Here is a 22,156-nt window from a genome sequence, read left to right as displayed (position 1 = left end):
ACACCATGACCAGCACCCCGCTCCGCATCACCGTCTGGGGCGAGAACGTCCACGAACAGGTCGAGCAGCACGTCGCCGAGCGGTACCCCGACGGCATGCACGGCGCGATCGCGGACGGCATCCGCGAGCACCTGCCCGAGGCCGTCGTCCGGACCACCACCATGCAGGAGCCCGAGCACGGCCTCACCGACGAGGTCCTCGCGAACACCGACGTCCTCACCTGGTGGGGGCACGCCGCACACCAGGACGTCGACGACGCCGTGGTCGACCGGGTGCACCGGCACGTGCTCTCCGGCATGGGGCTGCTCGTCCTGCACTCCGGCCACTGGTCGAAGATCTTCGGCAAGCTGATGGGCACCACCTGCACCCTCCGCTGGCGCAGCGAGCACGACCAGGAGCTCGTCTGGACCGTCAACCCGCAGCACCCGATCACCCGCGGGGTGCCGAACCCGATCGTCATCCCCGAGCAGGAGATGTACGGCGAGTACTTCGACGTCCCGACGCCCGACGAGCTCGTGTTCATCTCGGGCTTCACCGGCGGTGAGGTGTTCCGGAGCGGCATGACGTACCGTCGCGGCCTCGGGAAGATCTTCTACTTCTCCCCCGGTGACCAGGACTTCCCCGTCTACCACCACCCGGACGTCCGCCGCGTGATCGCGAACGGCGCCGAGTGGGCCCGGCCCGAGCGGGAGCGGGAGATCCCGACGCTCCGCCGCTACGACCTGGGCGAGTACTTCGACGGGCAGCACTACCGCGGTCCGTTCGACGACGCCGAGCCCGAGACCGCCGAGCCGGCGGCCAGCGAGCCGGCGGCCAGCGAGCCGGCGGCCGAGCGCGACGGGGTGCAGGCGTGAGCCCCCTCCGCGTCCTGCAGGTCGGCGCCGGCGGGATGGGGCGGGCCTGGCTCGCCACCGTCGCCGCCGACCCCGAGGTCGAGCTGGTCGGCATCGTCGACCTCGACCTCGACGCCGCCCGCGCCGGGGCCGAGCACGCCGGCGACCCGTCGATCCCGGTCGGCACGGACCTGACCGTGCTGGCCGCCGAGACCGGTGCCGAGGCCGTCCTCGACATCACCGTGCCGGTCGCGCACCACCCGGTCACGCTGCAGGCGCTCCGGGCCGGGCTCCCCGTGCTCGGCGAGAAACCGGCCGCACAGACCGTCGCCGAGGCGCTGTCGCTCGCCGCCGCCGCCGAGGCCACCGGCAAGCTGTTCATGGTGTCGCAGTCCCGCCGCTACAACGACCAGCTCGTCGCGTTCCGGCAGCACGTCCGCGACCTCGGTGTCGTGGGCGGGCTGAGCACCCGGTTCGCGAAGGCGCCGCACTTCGGTGGTTTCCGCGAGGAGATGGACGACGTCCTGCTGCTCGACATGGCCATCCACGCCTTCGACTCCGCCCGGTACGTGCTCGAACGCGACCCGGTGTCGATGTACTGCGAGTCGTGGAACCCGTCGTGGTCCTGGTACCGGGGCGACGCGGCCGCCGCAGCCGTCTTCACGTTCGAGGACGACGTCCGCTACGTCTACGACGGCTCGTGGTGCGCGCCGGGTGCCGAGACCTCGTGGAACGGCGACTGGCGTGCCTCCGGAGCGGCCGGCACGGCACTCTGGGACGGCGACCACGACCCCTCGAGCGACCTCGACGGCACCCCCGGTTCCCCTGCCGCTGCGCCGTCGGTCGGGCACGAGATCGCCGGGTCGCTGGCGTCCTTCGTCCGGGCGGTCCGCTCCGGCGAGGTGCCGGACGGCGAGGTGCACGGCAACGTGATGAGCCTCACGATGGTCGACGCGGCCATCACCTCGGCCCGCAGCGGGCGCCGGGTCGTCATCGACGAGGTGCTCGAACAGGCGCACCGGGACGCCCTGGCCGCCGAGCAGGACGACGCGATCCGCGACCGTCTGGCCGGGTGGGAGTCGGTCCGCGGGGCCCTGCGCGAGCGGCTGCCCGCGTCCTGAGACGCGACCGCATGACGGACGGGAGGCCCGTGGCGACGCCGCCACGGGCCTCCCGTCCGTCTACCCTCGCTTCGTGAGCAGGAATGGTCGGGTCCGCACGTCGGACCCGACCATTCCTGCTCACCATCCGCGCGCCGCGATCAGCGCGGGATGACGGAGAACAGGAACTTCTTGCGGACCATGTACCAGGCCAGCAGGATCAGCGCCGTGTGCACCACGAACCCGATCCAGAAGTTGCCCCACGGCACACCGGGGATCGACGCGATCGCCAGGGCGAAGAACACCTGCCAGACGAACACGTACAGGCTCGCCTGCCCGAGCGGGATCCAGAGCCAGCCGATGGCGGCGGCGATGGGCTTCCAGAACACCGTGAGGATCGCGTAGGACACGACCGCGAAGAACGCGATGTCCACCAGACGGCCCCACTGCAGGTCCACCCGCTGGTACGCCGTGTTGTACAGGGACTCGTACATCGTCGCCGGGAACGGCACCGGGGTGAACCCGAAGTGGTCGCCGGCCCACACGTAGACCAGGAACGCCGCGTACCCGCCGACGGCGACGCCGACCAGGACCTTGCCGAGCCGCCCGGTGAGCGCGCCGACGATCTGCCGCCGGTAGTACCCGAGCACGAGCCCGTGGGTGAACACCACCTGCCAGGTGAACAGGGGGAACACCGCCTCGAACTGGGAGTTCAGCGGACGGAAGTCTGGGTTGAGCGCCTGGAACACGTACAGCGCCCAGCTGGCGGCGAGGAGCGCCCACCAGAACCCGCGGCGGATCACCCAGATGAGCACCGGGATGAACAGGCTCAGCACCACGAACAGGCCCATGATGTTGAACGGCCACGGCCCCATCTCGAGCAGCAGGAACTGCCGGATCGCGTACCAGGGCGGCGGGTAGGCGAGCAGCTGCATCGCGTTCGGGTACAGGTCGTAGACCCGGCCCTCGGCATCGACACCGCCGGTGCCCGTGCCGCGGTCGGTGAACGTGGTGATGGCGTCGGTGTTCAGGAACGGGACGAAGCTCAGCGCGAAGACCACCAGGATCACCACGAGCGTGACGACGTACTGCTTGCGCGCGCGCTTCCACGCCCCGACGGCCGCCGCCCACTCGCCGAACTTCTTCACGGCGAAGGGGTACGTCATGCCGAGGACCATGCCGGACAGGAACACGAACATCTCGGCGCCGGTGATCGCACCGACGGCGTGCAGCGTGAGGTACGAGTACGGCCCGCCGATCTCGATGTGGGTGATCACGACGGCGAGGATGATGAACCCGCGGAACAGGTCGAGCCGCAGGTCACGGCCGGGCTTGCCGTCGTCGGGGTAGCGCCAGCTCGGCAGGAGCCGGCCGAACACCCCGCTCAGCAGGAAGACGATCGCCAGGCCTGCGGCCAGCCAGACGATCCACGCCATCTGCTCGCCGCCGGTCTCGTACTCCTGGGAGATCGCGGCGTTGCCCTGCTGCACGGTCACGCGGTCGGTGACCGGACCGAAGGCGAAGTCCCCGGACCGCTCGAGGTCGGTGCGGAAGGACTCCGCGACGCCCGGGTCCGCGGTGAGTCGCCAGTCGGCCACGCGGTTGCCGGCCTCGGGTTCGCGTCGCTCGGCCTCGAGCACGGTCATGCCCCGGATCAGCGGACGCTCCTGCACCGCGGCGAGCACCTGCCGCCACCAGCTCTGCTTGACCTGGAGCTCGGCGTCGCCCTGCAGCTCGCGGTTGTACAGGGCGCCGGTGTCGAGGAGCATCGGGCGGTCGTCGGCGGCCGCGAACCGGTCGTAGAACGTGCCCGACTGGGGTTGGTCGTACCCCCAGTCCTCGTCGAACCGGGACTCGACCTCACCGCTGCGGGTGAGCGGCACGGCGCGACCGGCGGCCTCGGTCGGGTCACCCTTGCCGTACGAGAACATCGACAGCCCGACCCAGTCGACCGCTTCCGCCCCCGGCCAGTACGGCCCGTACGGGTCGTCGGCGCCGGTGAGCTGTCCGTCGCCGTTCGTGTCCGCCTTGGCGACGTCGACCGGGGACAGGTTCCGCAGCCGCCCGGCGGACTCGCCGAACGGGTAGCCGGCACCGTACCCGGGCGACCACACCATGAGCGCGTCCGACGTGCCCGCGTGCACGGTCGTCCCGAGCGCCCGGAACGCCCGGACGAACTCCGTCGGCTGCTGGCCCCAGCGGACCCACGTGCCGTTCATCTGCGGTGCGAACCGGACGAGCACCTGGGTGTCGTACTGGTCGTGCAGGTCCTCGAACACGGTGTTGACGGCGCGGGTGTCCGCGGTCTCAAGCGACCGCAGTTCACGGTCGGGTTCGAGGCTCACGACGAGCACCGCGCCCTGGGTCGCCGCCGCACGCGCCGAGCGGAGGAGCTCCTGCTTCGCCGTGCGGTCGAGCGGGTAGTCGACGGAGACCCCGTACATCGACGGCGTCGCGCCGAGCCGCCCCTCGTACCCTTCGGGCGAATCGCTGGCCCAGTCGAGGTCGGGGCCGAACCACGTCGACCCCTCGGCCGGCTGCACGGCGGCCGCCGGGTGCACGGACGCAGCCGACGCCGGCAGCGCACCACCGAGCAGGAGCGTGGCGATCGTGACGAGGAGGGCGACCGCGCGGGCCACCGGCTGCTTCACCGGTCGCACGCAAGCGTCCAGACGTTGTGGCCGGGCTCGTGCCGGTGCTCCAACCGGTCGAGCGCCGCGATGGCGAGGGCGAGACCGCGCCCGCTCTCCTGTTCGACGTCGGCCATGGTGACGGCACTCAGGTCGATGTCGGCGGGCATCCCGTTGTCGGTCAGCACCGCGGTCAGGGCCTGGTCGGTGGCCTCGAGGTGCACGGTGTAGCGGCGCCCGGTCCCCCGGTCGGCGCGGACGGTGTGCTCGACGATGTTCGCGGCGACCTCGGCCAGGGCGGTCTCGAGTGCGAAGCGGAGCCGCACGTCGTCGATGCCCAGACCGTCCCACCATGCGGCGAAGCGGTCCTGCACCTCGTCGAGGGAGTCGGGCGTCGCGGCGACCTCGAACGTGGTCTCGGTGCTCACAGGGGTCCTCCGGCGGTGCTCGACTCGTGTTCGGACTGGGCTGGGGTGGCGGGGCCGCGGTACCGGACGGCCCGGATCACGATGCTGAAGATGAACAGGTCGAAGACGACCCACGCGGTGTTCACGAGCGGTGCGATCCCCTCGGCCTGGCCGGTGAGGTAGCGGATGCCGATCATGACCAGGGCGGCGACCAGGGCACCCATCGCGTACAGCTGCGGCTTGACCAGGTCCCACCGCGGCTTCTGCTCGGTCTCGTCCCGCACCTTCGGGGTGACGCGGAACCCGAGCGGCTTGCCCCGGTAGACGTTCTGGAACGCGCTGGTCACCGACTCGATCCAGACCGGGAAGAGCGCGAGCGAGTACTGCTGCCCGCGCCAGGTCGGTCTGCCGGCGGCCACCACCCAGAACAGCAGCTGGTTGAACACCAGGAACGGGATGAGCCGGGCGAAGAAGTCGACGCTGTAGGCCTGCACGGGGATGACCCCGAACGACAGGCAGAGCACCGGGGCGGCGATGTAGACGATCGCGGCGAACCCGGACAGGTAGCTCCACATCGTCGAGAAGTACATGAGCCGTTGCCCCCACGACAGCCCCTTCTGCACCAGGGGGTTCTCGCGGAAGAACACCTGCATGGTGCCCTGCGCCCAGCGGAGTCGCTGCACGAGCATCGTCGGCAGGTCCTCGGGGGCCAGGCCCTTCGCCAGGATCTCGTCGTGGTAGGCCGACTTCCAGCCGAGGCCGTGCAGGCGCATCGCGGTCGCCATGTCCTCGGTCACCGAGATCGTCGCCAGCGGCATGATCGGCTGCGCCTCGTCGTCACGGTTCACGTCGAGGGCACGGGCGAGCACGGCGATGGACTCGATGGCGGCGACCGGTGAGGCCTCGCGCCGGCCGAGCACGTCGAGGGCGGCGTCGTCGAGACCCGCGAACGTGTTGGCGTCGGTGGACATCGCCGCGAGCTCCTGCAGGTCGTTCCGCACGGACTCGAGGTCGGCGGCGGCGAACCGGAACGCGATGGCGTCGATGCCCCGCTGGAACGCGTACGTCACGTCGCCGAGCGGCTCACCGGCGCGGACCTGCTCGCGCGCCTGGTCCACCACGGCCTCGGCGTCGTCGAGGGCGGCGAGCACCCGCGGGTCGGTCTCGGTCTCGCGGGAGCGGGCGAGGAGCTTGCGCGAGGTGGCGAGGGTGCGCTGCACGGACGCCTCGACCTCGGCCACGTAGCGCGAGATGCCGAGCTGCATGAGCGCTTCGCGCCGAAGGATGGCGTTCGACCCGCAGAAGAACGCGGCGTTCCAGCCGTCCTTCGACTGCTGGATCGGACCGTAGAACAGCGGCGCCTGGCTGCCGAGGGGGTCGTCGTCCGGCACGTTCTCGAACCACTGCGGGGTCTGCACGAGCGCCATCCGCGGGTCCTTGAAGTACCCGAGGGTGCGGTCGAGGATCGCCGGGTCGGGCACCTGGTCGGCGTCGAGGATGAGCAGGAACTCGCCCTGCGTCGCGAGCAGGGCGTTGTTGAGGTTGCCGGCCTTGGCGTGCCGGGGCCGGTCCACCCAGTCGGCGCCGCGCGTGATGACGCCGATGCCGAGCGCCTCGGCCGCCGCACGCATCTCGGGTCGGTTGCCGTCGTCGAGGATCCAGGTGGTGTGCGGGTGCGTGATCGCCTTCGCCGCGCGGGCGGTGCGCTCGACCAGGTCGATCGGCTCGTTGTAGGTCGTGATGAAGACGTCGACGGTGACGTCGGTGGACGGCTTAGTCGGTGGTTCGCCGCGCTCCCGGAGCCGCCAGGCCCCGAGGGCGAAGAGCAGGGAGTCGATGACGCTGTAGGTCTCGGCGAGGATCAGCGGCACCGCGATCCACCACGAGTGCCAGTTCACCGAGGCCGCCCAGCGCCACACGATGTAGTTGACACCGGCGAGGGACGCCAGGAGCGCCACCGTCCGCACGGCCACCAGGCGTCGGCGGGCGGTGCCGGTGGTCAGGCGGCGGCGGTCCTGTCGGCTGACGTCGAGCGCGGTCACCGGGTCTCCCCGTCCGCGGCGTCGCCGGACGTGCTGCGTCGCAAGCGTTCCTCCTGATCCCCGCGCGGGCCCCGGCCGCGTCGCACGCCCGAGTGTGGTTCCGTCCGGCAGCTGACCCGGAGGGCACCGTGCCGGTCGTCCGCTCCGGTCATCGGGCACGACCTCGGCGTGACGACCTGTCTACCGCACGGGCGGGTGCTCTGTCAGGCAGCGCACCCGATCTGGGGACAGCACCCGCGTCAGAACGTGGCGGTGAACCCCAGGTCATCCGCCAGACGCACGATGACCTGGTCGAAGTAGGCGGCCGGGTCGGACACGGAACCGACGAAGTGTCCGAAGAGCTCGAACGAGATCGTCCCGAACACCGTCGTCCAGGCCATCAGGGTGCGGACGAGGACCTCGTCGGGCAGGGTGATACCGAACGAGCGCAGGGTGGCGACCCCGTCCGCGACGGCGGGACCGGCCACCCCGGGAGCCGCCGGAGGAGCGGTGGGTGATCCGGGCCTCCCGGCCGCCGCCGGCGTCGACGTGACGGACGAGCCCGACGCGCCAGGCGCACCGGACACACCTGGCGCACCGGACCCGACGGCGTCCGCGACCACGCGCACCAGCGCCAGCGTCGTCCGCGTCGCGGGCACGACGGTCTCCCGCGGCGCCGCGTAGCCGGGCACGGGCGAACCGAACAGCAGCGCGAAGTCCCCCGGGTGCGCGATGGACCAGTCCCGGATCGCCCGGCACATCGCCACCCAGCGCGCACCGGGAGTCGGTCCGGCCGCGACACCGGCGGCCTCGACCGCGGCGCCGAGCTCGTCGTAGTCGGTGATGAGCAGGGCCGTCAGCAGGTCGTCGCGGCTCGGGAAGTACCGGTACACGGCCGACGAGACCATCCCGACGTCACGGGCGACGGCACGCAGGCTGAGGGCAGCGGGACCCTCGCCGGTCAGGCGGGTTCGCGCTGCGGCCAGGATCTCCGCGGTGACCGTCTGCCGTGCCAGTGCTCGGGCGGTGGGTGCCATCCGACGATCCTGGCACGGGAGAGCAGCGCACACAAAGGAGAGCACTGCTCTTGCTTTCGCGTCGACGAACCGTCATGCTCGGTTCCGAGAGCGGTGCTCTCGCAACCAGGAAGCAGGAGACCATGACCCACCACCTCGTCGTCGGTGCCGGCCCCGTCGGCCGACACGTCGCGGACCTGTTGACCGTCCGGGGCGACCGCGTCACCGTCGTCTCCCGCTCCGGTCGCAGCACGGGCATCGCCGGGGTCGAGCACCTCGCGCTCGACGCCTCCGATGCCGATGCCCTCTCCCGCGCCGCCGAGGGAGCAGCCGTCCTCCACAACTGCGCGAACCCCGGCGACTACACGCAGTGGGAGCGCACCTGGCCCCCGCTCGCCGCAGCACTGCTCACCGCGGCCGAACGCACCGGGGCCACCTACGCCATCACCGGGAACCTGTACCCGTACGGCCCGGTGGACGGGCCGATGCACGAGGGACTGCCGGACGCTGCCACCGACCACAAGGGGGCGCTCCGCGCGACCCTGTGGGCCGATGCCCTCGCCGCGCACGACGCCGGCCGTGTCCGGGTCGTCGAGGTCCGCGCCTCGGACTACCTCGGCCCCGGGATCGGCGCGAACGGGCACGTCACACGCGTGCTGCCGGCGGCGCTGCGGGGACGGACGGTGTCGATGGTCGGTCGCACGGACCTGCCGCACACCTTCACCGACGTGTTCGACGTCGCCCGGACCCTCGTCGCCGCTGCCGAGGACCAGGGCGCACACGGCCGCACGTGGATGGTGCCCAGCAACGCCCCGCGGACGCAGCGCCAGGCCCTCACCGACGTCCTCGCGGCGGCGGGGAAGCCCGCGGTGCCGGTGCACCGGATGCCCGCGGCCCTGTTCCGCGTCGGCGGGCTCGTGTCGCCGATGATGCGCGAGCTGGCCGACCTGACCTACCAGTGGACCGCGCCGTACGTGGTCGACGACCGCGAGAGCCGGGCACGCTTCGGCATCGAACCGTCCCCGTGGGACGAGGTCTGCTGCCGCACGGCCGCCGGCGCGGTCTGATCCACGCACCACACACGGAAGGGGGACAGGACGCGCCGTTGCGCCCTGTCCCCCTTCCGCCTCGCACCGCCGGTCAGATCACCAGCAGCCTCGAGTACTGCGCCGCGTCGAGCTGCTGGGCAGCTCCACCCGCGGCGGGGACCTTCCACAGCCCGACCGAGGGGCCGCTGTCGATGGACACGAACACGTCCCCGTCGGCGGAGGCGGCACCCAGGTGCTCGCCACGCGAACCGGCGGTCAGCCCGGTCACCGGCACGGTGGACGTGCCACCGCTGCCGACCACGAGCTTGTCCGGGATGCCGCGGTCGATCTTGCAACCGGTCGGGCTGGTCGGGTACTCCGCCGGGGCGGGGCAGAACTCCGCCGACTGCAGGAGCGAGAAGCCGTCCGCGTTCGCGGCAGCGTACTCGAACGCGTTCCGCGGTTCGATCTTCGTCAGTTCGGTCGCCCCGGGCTTCAGCTGGTACCAGGTCCACGCCCCGGCGGCACCGGGCGAGCGGATGTCGACGTAGACGTTGCCCTGCGAGTCCGCGAGCACGCCGGCGGGGTAGCCGACGGTCGAGCCGCCCGGCCCGGTGAACGTGCGGGCGGCGATGCCAGTGCCCTTGACGTACGGCCGGCTGACCGTTCCGCCGAGCACGACGACCTTGCCGTCCGGGGTGACCGTCCAGAAACGCTCATCGCTCCCGACGGCCTTGCCACCCAGGTCCAGCACGACCTTCGGGGTCGAGGTTCCGACGGACAGCTTCTGCACCGCGCCGGTCACCGAGTCCACCCAGTACAGGTTGCCCTCGGCGTCGGAGCGCAGGTCCGGGGTCAGGTGCAGGCCGGACGCGATGATCGAGATCCCACTGCCGTCGGCCGGGTCGCGAAGGATCTCGGTGCCGTCCGCCGACGGGGTGAACACGTCACCGTCGGCGTTCGCGGCGAAGCCTTCGCCGTGCGTCGCGACGACGGTCTTCGCACCGCTGCCGGAGTCCGCGAACCGCACGACGGCACCGTTGCCGTCGAGGGCGAACAGCGACTGCGTCGTCTCCGGCTCGGGCACCGACGGTGACGTCCAGCGCAGCGTGACCGTGCGACCGGTCCCCCGGTGGCCGAGGGCACGCACCGAGAAGCGGTAGGTGGTCGCGGGCGAGAGCTCGTCGAAGCGGTCGGAGCGGGCGCGCGGGAGGAGTCGGTGGACCTGGTGGTCGTGCCGGTTCGCGACGGCGTCGACGTCGACCTTCCAGCCGGTCACCTTGGCGCCACGGTCCGGGCCGCGCCACGTCAGCGTGGCACTGTCCGCGTCGCCGGTGACGCGGACAGCGGTCGGTGCTCCCGGCACCGACGGAGAGGTGTGCGCCGTCGCCGGCACCGCACCTCCGAAGACGAGCGCCGCGGCGGCGACCGCGGTGATGAGTGCTCGGTACACGATGGTTCCCCTGCCTTCTCCGCGGCTCCCTGCGTCACGGCTCCGGTCATCACAGCACCGTGCGGACTCCAGGGGAACGCCTGCGGGCGGGATCTGCGGTTCCCCGCACCGCAAGATGCGAAGGGCCCGTACCGGCAGACGCCGTCGTGTTCCCGAGACACCGCCGAATCCGACGGCGTCTCGCCGACTCGGCGGCGTGGAACCGACACGACGGCGTCTCGCGGGCCCGGGACCCGCACCGACGACGGACGGGAGGCCCGGTGCCAGCTGGCACCGGGCCTCCCGTCCGAAGGGGGTCGCGTCTCGGACGCGGCGCGTCTCAGTAGCGCGGCTTGCGCTCCGGACGGTCGTCGCGGTCGTCGCGGCGGCCACCGCCACGGCGGTCCGCACGGATCTCGATGAGCTTGCCGCTGATCCGGGTGTCGGTCAGGCGGTCGAGCACACCGGGGTCCATGTCGGCCGGCAGTTCGACGATCGAGAAGTCCGGACGGATCTGGATCGCACCGAAGTCGTCGCGACGCAGGCCACCCTCGTTGGCCAGGGCACCGACGATCTGGCGCGGCTCGACGCGGTGACGACGGCCGACCTCGATGCGGTACGGGGACATCGGCTGCGAACGGCGCGGGCCACGGTCGCCGCGGTCACCACGGTCGCGGTCGCCACCACGGTCGCCGCGGTCGTTGCGGCCGCCACGGTCATCGCGGGCACCGCGCTCGTCGCGCTCGCTGCGGCGGGCGTCGCGCTCCATCTGGCTGCGGAGGGCGTCGTCGGCTGCGGTGAGGAGCAGCGGCGAGTCGCCCTGCGCCACGACGGCCAGGGCGGCGGCGACGTCGTCCGAGGGGACGTCGTGGTGCTCGACGTAGTGCGCGATGACGTCGCGGAAGGCGGCGATCCGGCCCTGGTCCTCGAGCGCCGCGGTGATGGCGTCGTCGAAGCGGGTCAGGCGCGTCTCGTTGACGTCGTCGATGGTCGGCAGCTGCATCTGCGTGAGCGGCTGCTTGGTGTGGCGCTCGATCGCGGACAGCAGGCGACGCTCACGCGGGGTGACGAAGCTGATCGAGTCGCCCGAGCGGCCGGCACGACCGGTCCGGCCGATGCGGTGCACGTAGGACTCGATGTCGACCGGGATGTCGAAGTTCACGACGTGCGTGATGCGGTCGACGTCCAGGCCACGGGCGGCGACGTCGGTCGCGACCAGGATGTCGAGCTTGCCCGACTTCAGCTGGTTGACCGTGCGCTCGCGCTGGGCCTGGGCGACGTCACCGCTGATCGCGGCGGCGGCGTACCCGCGGGCACGGAGCTTCTCGGCCAGGGTCTCGGTCTCGCTCTTGGTGCGGACGAAGATGATCATGCCCTCGAAGTCCTCGACCTCGAGGATGCGGGTGAGCGCGTCGACCTTCTGCGGGTACGAGACCATCAGGTAGCGCTGCGTGATGTTCGCGGCGGTCTTCGTCTTGGTCTTGACGGTGATCTCGGCCGGGTCGGTCAGGTACTGCTGCGAGATGCGGCGGATCTGCGCGGGCATGGTCGCCGAGAAGAGCGCGACCTGCTTGTCATCCGGGGTGTCGGCGAGGATCGTCTCGACGTCCTCGGCGAAGCCCATCTTGAGCATCTCGTCGGCCTCGTCGAGCACCAGGTACTTCAGCTCGGACAGGTCGAGCGTGCCCTTCGCCAGGTGGTCCATGATGCGACCGGGGGTGCCGACGATCACGTCGACGCCGCGGCGCAGGGCGGAGAGCTGCACGCCGTAGGCCTGGCCGCCGTAGACCGGCAGGACGTGGACGTTCTTCATGTGGGACGCGAACTGCTCGAACGCCTCGCACACCTGCAGGGCGAGCTCGCGCGTCGGGGACAGCACGAGCGCCTGCGGCTTCTTGCTGCCGGACTCCATGCGGGACAGGATCGGCAGCGCGAAGGCCGCGGTCTTGCCGGTACCGGTCTGCGCCAGGCCGACGACGTCGCGCCCGGCGAGGAGCGTGGGGATGGTGGCTTCCTGGATGGCGGAAGGGGTCTCGTAACCGATGTCCTTGACGGCCTTGAGCACAGCGTCGCTCAGGCCGAGATCGGCGAACGTCACCACGGGCCCGTCGTCGAGGGTCTCAGTGGTGGGGGTGGTGTCCGTGCTCATACCACCAACGGTATCTCGAATGCGCGCTCCGCAGGGACGGGAGGCCCGTGGCGACGCCGCCACGGGCCTCCCGTCCATCCTGTTGGTCGCGTCAGGAGCGCGCGGTGCCGATCCCCAGGACCGCGTCCGCCCGGTCGTTCAGTCGCGTCAGCATCTCGGCGAGCGAGCGCAGCTCGTCGGAGGCGAACTCCTCCGTCAGGTCGTCGAACACCTCGGCGCCGGCGGCGTCCAGCTCGTGGAGCAGTCGTCGGCCGGCGGGGGCGAGCGTGACGAGCGTGGCACGGCCGTCCGCGGGGTCCGGCGACCCGATCAGGTGCTCGGCCTCGATCAGCGAGGCGACCCGGCGGCTGATCACCGGGCGCGACAACCCGGTCGCGTCGGCGATCGCGGTCGCCCGGACCGGCCCGTGCCCGGCGACGGCTCGCAGGATCACGCGGGCCGTCGGGTCGAGGCCGCCACGGGACTCGATGAGCGAGGAGCGCAGGGTCTGCCGGACCCACAGCCGGTCGAGCTGGGATCGCAGGAGTCGCTCGGCGGCACGCCGGTCGTCGGTCACGGGCTCAGCGTAGCGGGCACATTTAGTTGCTTGCCGGAAGCAACAGATGTATCGTTGCGCGGTCTGCAAAGTTTCACAGCCAGAAAAAGGAGTTCGATGACCGCCACCGCACCCGTCCCGGTGCAGCACGGTCGGCACACCGCCGAGGCCCCCGCGGCCTCCGGAGGCGCCGGCCAGCAGCCGCTGATGACCCACCGTCAGATCCTCCTGGTGATCTACGGCCTGATGGCGGGCATGTTCCTGTCCTCGCTCGGCCAGACGGTGTTCGGCACGGCGATCCGCACGATCGGCGACGACCTGCACGGGCTCGACCAGCAGGCCTGGGTGACGACCGCGTACCTCATCACCTCGACGATCGCGACGCCGATCTACGGCAAGCTCTCCGACATCTTCGGCCGCCGTCCGCTGTACATCTTCGGCATCGTCGTCTTCATCCTCGGCGCCGTCCTGTCGTCGATGTCGACCTCGATGCTCATGCTCGCCGCCTTCCGCGCGGTGCAGGGCATCGGTGCCGGCGCGCTGATGTCGCTGCCGCTCGCGATCATGGGCGACATCCTCGCCCCGCGTGAGCGCGCCAAGTACCAGGGGTACTTCCTCGCCGTCTTCGGAATCTCGTCCGTCATCGGCCCGCTCATCGGCGGTCTGCTCGCCGGTTCCTCCGAGATCCTGTGGATCACGGGCTGGCGCTGGGTGCTCCTGATCAACGTGCCGATCGGTGTCGCGGCGCTCCTCATGGTCATCGTGTTCCTGCACCTGCCGAAGGTGCACGGCACCGGCGACGCGAAGCCGAAGGTCGACTGGTGGGGCGCGACCGCCGTCATCGTCACCCTCGTGCCGCTCCTGCTCGTCGCCGAACAGGGCCGCATCTGGGGCTGGGGCTCCCCCGCCGCCATCGCCTGCTACGTCGTCGGTGTCGTCGGCCTGATCGGCCTGCTGCTCATCGAGTCGAAGATGGGCGACGCGGCGATCATCCCGCTCAAGCTGTTCCGCTCGGGCACGTTCTCGATGGCGACCGTCATCGGCTTCCTGGTCGGCTTCGCGATGTTCGGCGCGATGCTGACCATCCCGCTCTACCTGCAGATCGTCGTCGGACTGACCCCGACCGAGTCCGGCTTCGCGACGCTGCCGCTCGTCGGTGGTCTGATGATCGCCTCGATCACCTCGGGGCAGATCGTCGCCCGCGTCGGCCGGTACCGGATCTTCCCGGTCATCGGCACCGCGCTCGTCTCCGCCGGCTACGTCGTCCTGACGTTCATGTCGATCGACAAGCCGCTCTGGTTCCTGATGATCGGCATGTTCCTCATCGGTCTCGGTCTCGGCTCGGTCATGCAGTCGCTGACCCTGGCGTCGCAGGGCTCCGTCGAGGCCCGTGACATGGGCGTCGCCACGTCGTCCGCCACGTTCTTCCGCCAGATCGGTGGCACGCTCGGCACCGCCGTGCTGCTGTCCATCCTGTTCTCGGTGATGCCGGCGAACATCCTGACCGCGACCGCGAACCAGAAGGACCTCGGTCCGGCGCTCGACGCCGCGCTCAACCCGACCGTCGCCAGCGCGAAGGCGAACCAGGGCGCCATGGACAAGATCTGGACGCCCGTCGTCACCCCGCTGACGAAGACCGTGCAGTCGCAGCTCGACGCCGCCTCGGCGAAGGCGAAGCAGGCCGCCGACGCCGCGGTCACCGAGCAGGTCACCGCGGCCGTGCAGCAGCAGGTCACCGCCGGTGCCGTGCCCGCAGCAGCAGCGCAGACCGTCATCGACCAGCAGGTGGCCGCGGCCACGCCGGCCGCCGAACAGTCGGCACTCGAGCAGGTCGCCGAACAGGCGCACGCCAGCGTGCAGGACGGCACCGTGTCCGTCGACTGGGCGGACGCCGACCAGCGCTCCTACTGGGTCGACGAGCTCACCCCGGAGCTGGCGAAGAAGATCGACGACGGCAACACCACGAGCGACAGCGCCACCAGCACGAACGACACCTCGTTCCTGACCGGTGCCGACAGCCGCCTGACCCGGCCGTTCATGGCGGGCTTCAACGCCTCGTCCGTGACGATCTACTGGGTCGGCCTCGGCGTCATCCTGCTCGCGTTCGTGCTGACCTGGTTCTTCCGGGTGCCGCCGCTGCGCCAGCGGTCGGCCCTGCAGGAGCAGGCCGACATGTCCGCCGAAGCACAGCTCGAGGCCGAGGCGGGCGCCGCCGCAGCCGAGGCCGGCTCGTTCACCGGCCCGATGACCGGGTCCGTGCCGACCGGTTCCACGCCGACGCACCGTCGGTGACCGACCGGGGCGTCCGTCCGTGCCCCCTTTCCGGGCGGGCGCCCCTCCCACACACACCAACCCAGCAGGAGTCCACGTGATCACCACCCCGGCAGCGGCTGCGGCAACGGAGCCGTGCACGCTGCGTGAACGGAAGAAGCAGCAGACCCGGCAGGCACTGCACGACGCAGCGCTCACGCTGGTGTCCGCGCACGGACTCGACGGCGTCACGGTCGAACAGATCTGCGCCGACGCCGACGTCTCCCCCCGCACCTTCTTCAACTACTTCTCGTCGAAGGCGCACGCGGCGCTCGGGCTCGACTCCGTCGAGGTCCCGGAGCGCTCAGCGGCCTGGTTCGCCGAGGCCGACGGTGCCCTGGTCGACGACCTGTGCGCCCTGGTCGCGGCCACCGTCCCGCTCTCACAGGACCGCCGCCGGATGAAGGAGCTGCTCGTGCTCCGGCCGGAGATGTCCTCGATGGTGATGCAGTGGATGGCCGAGTCGCGCCAGTCCCTGCTCAGCGTCGTCGGCACCCGCACGGACGCGCAGACCGCCCGAACCGCGGTGACCCTGGTGATGTCGGCGCTCAGCGAGGTGGCGCACCGCGAGACCGTGCGGAGCAACGACGAGCTCGCGGATCGGCTCCGTGCCGTCGTGCGGGAGATGGCGGCGCTCGTCTCCTGAGCCGCCGGCCGTCGGCTCGCCGTGTCGAATCGGGCGTACCGGGTCGAATCGGGCGTACCGGGTAGGAACTTCCTGCCCGGTACGCCCGATTCCGCTTTCCAGCGCACGTGCTCTGGGAAGGAACCGCACGTCGTCGACGTGGCCGGAGGCGGACGGGAGGCCCGTGGCGGTGTCGCCACGGGCCTCCCGTCCGTCAGGTGGCCGGGTGGCGAACACGCCGTCGTGTCTGCCCGACGCCGCGAAGTCGTCGAGACGCCCCCGTTTCCGGAGGCGTCTCAACGTGACGACGGCGTCTCGTGCCGCAGCAACGGGTCAGACGACGGACCAGCCACCGTCGCTCGGCAGCACCGCGCCGTTGACGTTCGCCGAGTCGTCGCTCAGCAGCCAGGTGATGGCGGCGGCGAGCTGCTCGGGCTGGGCGACCGGCGGGATGGTGGTCTGCATGATCGGACCGACCCGGCGGGCCGCGTACTCGCTGCGCATCGGCGCCTCGATGTTCGTGGCGACCGCACCCGGTGCCACGGCGTTCGCCCGGATGCCCTGCGGCCCGTGGAAGAAGGCGACGCTCTTGGTGTACCCGGCGATGGCGTGCTTCGACGAGGTGTAGGCAGCACCGGCGGCCGAGGCCTTCAACGCAGCCTCGGACGCGACGTTCACGACGGACCCCTTGCCGGCGGCGATCATCAGCGGCAGCACGGCGCGGGTCAGGCGCATCGGGCCCGTGACGTTGACGCTGAAGACACGCTCCCAGGTGGCGTCGTCGACCTCGTCCGGCGGCAGGAACGCGTCCATGATGCCGGCGACGTTGGCGAGCCCGTCCACCCGGTCGCCGGCGGTGGCGATGAGTGCGTCGATGGTCTCGCTCGCGGCGACGTCACCGACGACGGTCTCCACGGCGAAGCCCTCGAGCTCCGTGCGGAGTGCGTCGAGCCGCTCGGCCACGACGTCGGTCGCGATGACGCGCCCACCCTCGTTCGCGATGCGCGTCGCCGTGGCGCGTCCGATGCCGGAACCCGCTCCGGTGACGATGATGGTCCTGCCGGTGAACCGTCCGGCGGTGGTGTCGGTCATGTGGTCTCCTCGATGCGGGGCGCTCGCTGCGCCACACCCGGTTATAGCACTCAGTGCCGAAAGGTCCCCATGAGCTCGACGAACGACCGTCCGACGGGGCGCCCACGCACCATCGACCCCGACGCCGTGTCCCTCGTCGCACTCCGGCTGTTCGACGACCAGGGCTTCGACGCCGTGTCGATGGACGACGTCGCCGCGGCGGCCGGGGTCAGTCGCCGATCGCTCTTCCGGCTGTTCCCGAACAAGGCGGCGCTGGTCTGGGGCGGTCTCGACGAGTTCGCCGCACGGTTCCGCGAAGCCCTGCGGTCACGGCCGGCCGACGAGCCCTCGGCGGTGGCGCTCCGGGCGGCCTACCGGATCGGTGCGACGTTCCCGGACGACGCGGTCGAGGTCACCCGGCACCGACTCCGGGTCATCCGCGCGAACCCGTCGCTCGAGCACGTCGGCGCCGCCACGGTCACAGCCCTGACCGACGAGATCCTGCGGTACGTGGCCGAGCGGGACGGGGTCACCGCCGACGACCTCGCCGTCGCCGTCCGCGCCCACACGCTGGCCGCCGCCGCGAGCGCCGCACTCACCTGGTGGGCACTGCACGGCGACGGACGACCGGAGGACGTCCTGGAGCGCGCACTCGCCCTGCTCGACTGACGAGCCCCGGGGTTCCCCCACGCCGCACGCCGGAGTACCTTGCCGGGCATGCACACGACCGGACCCGCGCCGTACTTCCAGTTCGCCGGCACCGCCAGGCAGGCCCTCGAGCACTGGCAGCGGGTGTTCGGTGGCGACGTGCAGATCGCGACCTACGCGGACTTCTCCCGCACGGACGGTCCGGCCGACGCCGTCGCGCACGGCCAGCTCACCGGCGAGCTGCAGCTGTTCGCCGCGGACACGAGCGAGGGCGACACCCCGTTCTCGGCGACCGGGCTGCTCTTCTCACTGCTCGGCGCCGCGGAACCGGACGTCCTGCGCCGGTGGTTCGACCAGCTCGCCGAGGGCGGCACGGTCGTCGACCCGCTGCAGCAGCGCCCGTGGGGCGACTGGGACGGCACCGTCCGTGACGCGTACGGGGCCACCTGGCTGATCGGGTTCGAGGACTCGGCGCGCTGAGTCCCGCGCGCTGCAGCGCCTACTGCTGGTCGGACGGCAGCAGCGGCGCCCAGAAGGCATCGGGACCGTCGGCCTGCACGGCGTCGCGCTCGAACCGGAACCCGTAGTCGCGGACGAAGTCGAGGGCCGCGGCCTGCTCGTCCTCGGCGTCGTCGTGGTCCGCGTCGAACAGGTACACCCCGTGTCCCATCGCGACACCGGCGTCGCTGATGACGGAGAGGTCCCAGCGCCCCTGCTCGGAACGCTCGATCCGGACGACGGCGGCCTGGGATGCGGTGAAGTCAGCCATGCCGCGAGCCTACGGACGCACCGCGGCTGGCGTTCAGGATGCTCCGCGGCCACTACGCTGTGCACGGTCACAGGTCAGACGAGTGGAGAACGAATTGTCAGTCGGATTGCTCGCCGTGGTGGACGACATCCTCTCCGCAGCCCTCAAGGCCAGCGCGAAGACCGCCGGGGTCGTCATCGACGACGCCGCCGTCACGCCCCAGTACGTGCAGGGTCTCGAGCCCGCTCGTGAACTCCCGGTCGTCGGGCGCATCGCCCTCGGCAGCCTGTTCAACAAGTTCATCATCATCATCCCGCTGGCGTTGCTGCTCACGGCCTTCGCACCCGGGGTGCTGCCGTGGCTGCTGCTGCTCGGCGGCACGTACCTGTGCTTCGAGGGCGCCGAGAAGGTCACCGAGTGGTTCGGCGTCCACCACGAGGGCGGGTCCGACGAGGCCGTCACCGAACCGAAGCTCGTCTTCGGCGCCATCCGCACCGACCTCATCCTGAGCACCGAGATCATGCTCATCGCGCTGGCGGGCCTCGACCCCGACCTGGGGCTCTGGCCGACGCTCGGCGCCCTGATCGTGATCGGCCTGGTCATGACCGCCGTCGTCTACGGCGCCGTGGCACTGCTCGTGAAGGTCGACGACATCGGCCTGCAGATGATGAAGAACTCCGTCCGCCGCACCCGCCGGATCGGTGCCCGCATCGTGCGCGCGATGCCGATGGTCTTCCGGGTCATCAGCGTCATCGGCACGGTCGCGATGCTGTGGGTCGGTGGACACCTGGTCATCGCGAACCTCGCCGAGACCTTCTGGCACGGGCCGTACGACCTGCTGCACGTGATCGAGCACGCGCTCGAGGCCGCAGGCCCCGTCGTCGTCTGGATCGCCGACACGGCCGTGTCGGCCGTGGTCGGCCTCGCGCTGGGCATGGTCGTCGTCGGCATCGTGCTGGGCATCGGCCGCCTGCGCGGCAAGCAGCACTGACGCGGCTGCGGCGAGGCTCGGCACCCGCGCGTACCGTGACCGCATGGCAACGGTGCGACAGGTCCAGGTGACGTTCGACTGCGCCGAGCCGGAGCGTGTCGCCCGGTTCTGGTGCGAGGTCCTCGGGTACGTGGTGCCACCGCCCCCACCGGGGTTCGCCGACTGGGACGCGTTCGACCGGTCGCTGCCGCCGGAGCACCAGGGCTCGGCCTTCGCGTGCGTCGACCCGACCGGTGCCGGTCCCCGCCTGTTCTTCCAGCGCGTCCCCGAGGGCAAGACGGTGAAGAACCGCGTGCACCTGGACGTCCGGGTCGGCACCGGGATGACCGGTGCCGAACGGCTCGCGGCCCTCGACGCCGAGAGCGCCCGACTGGTCGGGCTCGGCGCCACCCAGGTCCGTCGGATGACGGCGGACCAGGTGAACGAGTCGTGCATCGTCATGCAGGACGTCGAGGGCAACGAGTTCTGCCTGGACTGACCGGCGTATCGTCGATGCACCCGAACCGCACCGCCGCGCCCCGGAAGGACCCCCACCCCGCATGACCGTCACCGCCGCATCCGCCACCGCAGCCGACGCCACCGCCCTCGAACACCTGCTGGGGTCCGACCAGGCGCTCCGCGACCCGGAGTCCCTCGAGCGCTACCGCCACGACGACGCCGAGTGGGCGGACTCCACGGCACCGCTCGCCGTGGTCCTGGCACGCAGCACCGACGACGTCGTCACCGCCGTCTGCTGGGCCGTCGCAGCCGGTCTCCGGGTCGTCCCCCGCGGTGCCGGCACCGGTCTGTCCGGCGGCGCCAACGCGATGGCCGACTCGATCGTCGTGTCGCTCGAGCGGATGAACCGGGTGCTCGAGGTGAACACCGACGAGCGCTACGCGGTCACCGAACCCGGCGTCATCAACGACGCACTCCGCGCCGCGGTCGCCGAGCACGGCCTCTGGTACCCGCCGGACCCCGCGAGCTCGGCGATCTCGACGATCGGCGGCAACGTCGCGACGAACGCCGGCGGCATCTGCTGCGTCAAGTACGGGGTCACCCGCGACTACGTGCTCGGCATGACCGTCGTGCTGGCTGACGGGTCGGTCGTGGAGCTCGGCCGCCGGACTGCGAAGGGCGTCGCCGGGTACGACCTCACCGGACTGCTGGTCGGTTCCGAGGGCACGCTCGGCATCGTCGTGTCGATCACCGTGAAGCTGCTCCCCCTGGCCGGCCGTGACGAACGGGCGGTGATCGGGTACTTCCCCTCGCTGACCGCAGCGGGCGACGCCGTGGCCGCGATCTCGCGCGCGGGGATCGTCCCCGCGGCACTCGAGATCGTCGACCGCACCTGTCTGCGCGCCGTCGACGACTGGATGCACCTCGGGCTGCCGACGGACGTCGACACCCTGTTGCTCGCGCGGGTCGACGAGCGCGGTGCGGCCGGTGACGAGATCGCCGACCACGTCGCGGACGTGTTCGCCGAGGCCGGTGGGACGGACGTCGAGCGGGCCACCGACCCCGGGGACATCGACCGGCTGTTCCAGGCCCGCCGACTCGCCTACCCGGCACTCGAACGGCTCGGCCCGGTGCTGACCGAGGACATCTGCGTGCCGCGGAGCGCGGTGCCCGAGATGCTCCGGCGGATCCAGGTGACCGCGGACGCGCAGGACGTCACGATCGCCAACATCGCGCACGCCGGCGACGGCAACCTGCACCCGCTGATCATCGCGCCCGAGGGCGACGACGCCGCGAAGGCCCGCGCGAAGACCGCGTTCGACCAGATCGTGGCGGACTGCCTGGCGCTCGGCGGGACCGTGACCGGTGAGCACGGCGTCGGGCTGCTGAAGCTGCCGGGCCTGCGGGTCGAGCTCGGCGACCGCGTGCTCGCGATGCACCGCTCCGTCAAGGACGCGCTCGACCCGGCGGGGACCCTGAACCCGGGCAAGGCGTTCTGACCCGGCCAGACGACGGACGGGAGGCCCGGTGCCAGCTGGCACCGGGCCTCCCGTCCGTCAGGTGGTCGCGTTCAGCGACCGGTGTGCGTCACGCAGGAGCGCATCCGCACGCACGCGTGCTCAGTGGCGACGGAAGTACCCGTTCGCGCCACCGACGTACATCAGGATCGTCGCGATGAGCACCGCGACGCCACCGATCCAGCCGAAGGCGTTGCCACCCGAGGCCGCGCCGACGCCGACGCCGATGAGCTGCAGGACCGCAAGGACCGTCAGCACGATGCGGGCCCAGTTGCGGCCGTCGCGCATCTTGAAGACGATGATGAGCTCGATCACGGCCAGGATGAACGCGAAGATCGCGCCGCCGACGAGCGGGGCGGTGCCGACGTCCTGGGCGGCGGAGGAGCTGCCACCCGAGACCAGACCGATGATGCCCTGCAGGATGTTCGCCAGGACCACCACCAGCCAGATGACGAACGACACGGTGACGGAGGTGGGACGACTGGACGTCGATGCCATGGGGAATGCCTTTCTCGATGGACCACGTTCAGCGGCCTCTCAGAGAACGTACTTGCGGGCGTGACCGCTGTCCGGATGAGCCCGAAGGTCACAGAGCGGTAACGACGGCAGATCCGTCCAAACCCTTCGCCGGAGGGTGCCGAATCACCTGCAACGACC

20 protein-coding genes are annotated in these 22,156 nt (G+C 71.2%); 10 read left to right on the top strand and 10 right to left on the bottom strand.

Features of this window, described 5'->3' with window-relative positions; all coding sequences use genetic code 11:
* The first annotated feature begins 5 nt into the window (after positions 1–5).
* Together BIU89_RS08935 and BIU89_RS08930 are read left to right on the top strand one after the other, a co-directional pair.
* Entirely contained in the window at positions 6–854 is an 849-nt protein-coding gene (locus BIU89_RS08935; RefSeq protein WP_071245950.1) for a ThuA domain-containing protein, read from the top strand.
* Positions 851–1,954: a Gfo/Idh/MocA family protein gene (locus tag BIU89_RS08930; protein ID WP_071245948.1), complete on the top strand. Its 1,104-nt coding sequence runs from the start codon at positions 851–853 to the stop codon at positions 1,952–1,954. The genes BIU89_RS08935 and BIU89_RS08930 overlap by 4 nt, the downstream gene beginning before the upstream one ends.
* Positions 1,955–2,094: 140 nt before the next feature.
* Here the strand turns inward: BIU89_RS08930 and opgC are convergent, their stop codons facing one another.
* The 4 genes from opgC to BIU89_RS08910 form a co-directional block, all read right to left on the bottom strand.
* Positions 2,095–4,584, bottom strand: coding sequence for an OpgC domain-containing protein (opgC, locus tag BIU89_RS08925; RefSeq protein ID WP_139178905.1), 2,490 nt, complete (start codon positions 4,582–4,584; stop codon positions 2,095–2,097).
* Complete coding sequence (locus tag BIU89_RS08920) at positions 4,581–4,991, bottom strand: ATP-binding protein (protein WP_071245946.1); 411 nt, start codon at positions 4,989–4,991, stop codon at positions 4,581–4,583. Before BIU89_RS08920 ends, opgC begins: the two co-directional genes overlap by 4 nt.
* Positions 4,988–6,943: a glycosyltransferase gene (locus BIU89_RS08915; RefSeq protein WP_254791558.1), complete on the bottom strand. Its 1,956-nt coding sequence runs from the start codon at positions 6,941–6,943 to the stop codon at positions 4,988–4,990. The genes BIU89_RS08920 and BIU89_RS08915 overlap by 4 nt, the downstream gene beginning before the upstream one ends.
* 308 nt (positions 6,944–7,251) lie before the next feature.
* Positions 7,252–8,028 (bottom strand): TetR/AcrR family transcriptional regulator, encoded by a 777-nt coding sequence (locus BIU89_RS08910; RefSeq protein ID WP_071245943.1) that lies wholly within the window; start codon positions 8,026–8,028, stop codon positions 7,252–7,254.
* Positions 8,029–8,150: 122 nt separating this feature from the next.
* Here BIU89_RS08910 and BIU89_RS08905 point away from each other — a divergent pair, with 122 nt between their 5' ends.
* Positions 8,151–9,074 carry an NAD-dependent epimerase/dehydratase family protein gene (locus tag BIU89_RS08905; RefSeq protein ID WP_071246031.1) on the top strand — a complete coding sequence of 308 codons (924 nt, stop codon included), beginning with the start codon at positions 8,151–8,153 and terminating at the stop codon, positions 9,072–9,074.
* Between the two features lie 73 nt (positions 9,075–9,147).
* Here BIU89_RS08905 and BIU89_RS08900 read toward each other — a convergent pair whose 3' ends face one another.
* From BIU89_RS08900 to BIU89_RS18485, 3 genes are all read right to left on the bottom strand, one after another.
* The gene (locus BIU89_RS08900) at positions 9,148–10,488 is read right to left on the bottom strand and encodes a fibronectin type III domain-containing protein (RefSeq protein WP_071245941.1); all 1,341 of its coding nucleotides are present in this window, start codon (positions 10,486–10,488) and stop codon (positions 9,148–9,150) included.
* A 319-nt stretch (positions 10,489–10,807) separates the two neighbouring features.
* Positions 10,808–12,616: a DEAD/DEAH box helicase gene (locus BIU89_RS08895; protein WP_071245939.1), complete on the bottom strand. Its 1,809-nt coding sequence runs from the start codon at positions 12,614–12,616 to the stop codon at positions 10,808–10,810.
* A gap of 91 nt (positions 12,617–12,707) precedes the next feature.
* Positions 12,708–13,172: a MarR family winged helix-turn-helix transcriptional regulator gene (locus BIU89_RS18485; protein WP_071245936.1), complete on the bottom strand. Its 465-nt coding sequence runs from the start codon at positions 13,170–13,172 to the stop codon at positions 12,708–12,710.
* A 96-nt stretch (positions 13,173–13,268) separates the two neighbouring features.
* Here BIU89_RS18485 and BIU89_RS08885 point away from each other — a divergent pair, with 96 nt between their 5' ends.
* The gene (locus BIU89_RS08885) at positions 13,269–15,443 is read left to right on the top strand and encodes an MDR family MFS transporter (RefSeq protein WP_071245935.1); all 2,175 of its coding nucleotides are present in this window, start codon (positions 13,269–13,271) and stop codon (positions 15,441–15,443) included.
* A 76-nt stretch (positions 15,444–15,519) separates the two neighbouring features.
* Positions 15,520–16,107 carry a TetR/AcrR family transcriptional regulator gene (locus tag BIU89_RS08880; protein ID WP_051596480.1) on the top strand — a complete coding sequence of 196 codons (588 nt, stop codon included), beginning with the start codon at positions 15,520–15,522 and terminating at the stop codon, positions 16,105–16,107.
* A gap of 312 nt (positions 16,108–16,419) precedes the next feature.
* On the opposite strand, the gene BIU89_RS08875 is transcribed toward BIU89_RS08880, so the two are convergent.
* Entirely contained in the window at positions 16,420–17,178 is a 759-nt protein-coding gene (locus BIU89_RS08875) for an SDR family NAD(P)-dependent oxidoreductase (protein ID WP_071245934.1), read from the bottom strand.
* 69 nt (positions 17,179–17,247) lie between these two features.
* Between BIU89_RS08875 and BIU89_RS08870 the strand changes: the two genes are divergently transcribed.
* Positions 17,248–17,826 carry a TetR family transcriptional regulator gene (locus BIU89_RS08870; protein WP_027464431.1) on the top strand — a complete coding sequence of 193 codons (579 nt, stop codon included), beginning with the start codon at positions 17,248–17,250 and terminating at the stop codon, positions 17,824–17,826.
* 48 nt (positions 17,827–17,874) lie between these two features.
* Positions 17,875–18,285: a VOC family protein gene (locus tag BIU89_RS08865; RefSeq protein WP_071245933.1), complete on the top strand. Its 411-nt coding sequence runs from the start codon at positions 17,875–17,877 to the stop codon at positions 18,283–18,285.
* Between the two features lie 19 nt (positions 18,286–18,304).
* Here the strand turns inward: BIU89_RS08865 and BIU89_RS08860 are convergent, their stop codons facing one another.
* Complete coding sequence (locus tag BIU89_RS08860) at positions 18,305–18,574, bottom strand: hypothetical protein (protein ID WP_071245932.1); 270 nt, start codon at positions 18,572–18,574, stop codon at positions 18,305–18,307.
* A 94-nt stretch (positions 18,575–18,668) separates the two neighbouring features.
* On the opposite strand from BIU89_RS08860, the gene BIU89_RS08855 reads away from it, so the two are divergent.
* From BIU89_RS08855 to BIU89_RS08845, 3 genes are all read left to right on the top strand, one after another.
* Positions 18,669–19,544, top strand: coding sequence for a DUF808 domain-containing protein (locus BIU89_RS08855; RefSeq protein ID WP_035807701.1), 876 nt, complete (start codon positions 18,669–18,671; stop codon positions 19,542–19,544).
* A gap of 43 nt (positions 19,545–19,587) precedes the next feature.
* Positions 19,588–20,022, top strand: a complete 435-nt coding sequence (locus BIU89_RS08850) for a VOC family protein (protein ID WP_027464428.1) — start codon at positions 19,588–19,590, stop codon at positions 20,020–20,022.
* A gap of 61 nt (positions 20,023–20,083) precedes the next feature.
* Complete coding sequence (locus tag BIU89_RS08845) at positions 20,084–21,481, top strand: FAD-binding oxidoreductase (protein WP_071245930.1); 1,398 nt, start codon at positions 20,084–20,086, stop codon at positions 21,479–21,481.
* Positions 21,482–21,601: 120 nt separating this feature from the next.
* Here the strand turns inward: BIU89_RS08845 and BIU89_RS08840 are convergent, their stop codons facing one another.
* A complete protein-coding gene (locus BIU89_RS08840; protein ID WP_051596478.1) occupies positions 21,602–21,997 on the bottom strand; it encodes a hypothetical protein in 396 nt (131 codons plus the stop codon).
* Positions 21,998–22,156 lie beyond the last annotated feature (159 nt).

The organism is Curtobacterium sp. MCBA15_005, assembly GCF_001864855.1.
In the GTDB taxonomy this organism is placed as follows: domain Bacteria; phylum Actinomycetota; class Actinomycetes; order Actinomycetales; family Microbacteriaceae; genus Curtobacterium; species Curtobacterium flaccumfaciens.
Note: the sequence above shows the minus strand (reverse complement) of the source record. Positions and strands in the feature narration are given on the sequence as shown.

Bases quoted from the DNA above. Each gene is read 5' to 3' on its own strand.
- BIU89_RS08860 (WP_071245932.1), bottom strand. From the start codon at position 18,574: ATGGCTGACTTCACCGCATCCCAGGCCGCCGTCGTCCGGATCGAGCGT.
- BIU89_RS08845 (WP_071245930.1), top strand. From the start codon at position 20,084: ATGACCGTCACCGCCGCATCCGCCACCGCAGCCGACGCCACCGCCCTC.
- BIU89_RS08850 (WP_027464428.1), top strand. From the start codon at position 19,588: ATGGCAACGGTGCGACAGGTCCAGGTGACGTTCGACTGCGCCGAGCCG.
- BIU89_RS08865 (WP_071245933.1), top strand. From the start codon at position 17,875: ATGCACACGACCGGACCCGCGCCGTACTTCCAGTTCGCCGGCACCGCC.
- BIU89_RS08910 (WP_071245943.1), bottom strand. From the start codon at position 8,028: ATGGCACCCACCGCCCGAGCACTGGCACGGCAGACGGTCACCGCGGAG.
- BIU89_RS08895 (WP_071245939.1), bottom strand. From the start codon at position 12,616: ATGAGCACGGACACCACCCCCACCACTGAGACCCTCGACGACGGGCCC.
- BIU89_RS08870 (WP_027464431.1), top strand. From the start codon at position 17,248: ATGAGCTCGACGAACGACCGTCCGACGGGGCGCCCACGCACCATCGAC.
- BIU89_RS08885 (WP_071245935.1), top strand. From the start codon at position 13,269: ATGACCGCCACCGCACCCGTCCCGGTGCAGCACGGTCGGCACACCGCC.
- BIU89_RS08905 (WP_071246031.1), top strand. From the start codon at position 8,151: ATGACCCACCACCTCGTCGTCGGTGCCGGCCCCGTCGGCCGACACGTC.
- BIU89_RS08935 (WP_071245950.1), top strand. From the start codon at position 6: ATGACCAGCACCCCGCTCCGCATCACCGTCTGGGGCGAGAACGTCCAC.
- BIU89_RS08875 (WP_071245934.1), bottom strand. From the start codon at position 17,178: ATGACCGACACCACCGCCGGACGGTTCACCGGCAGGACCATCATCGTC.
- BIU89_RS08840 (WP_051596478.1), bottom strand. From the start codon at position 21,997: ATGGCATCGACGTCCAGTCGTCCCACCTCCGTCACCGTGTCGTTCGTC.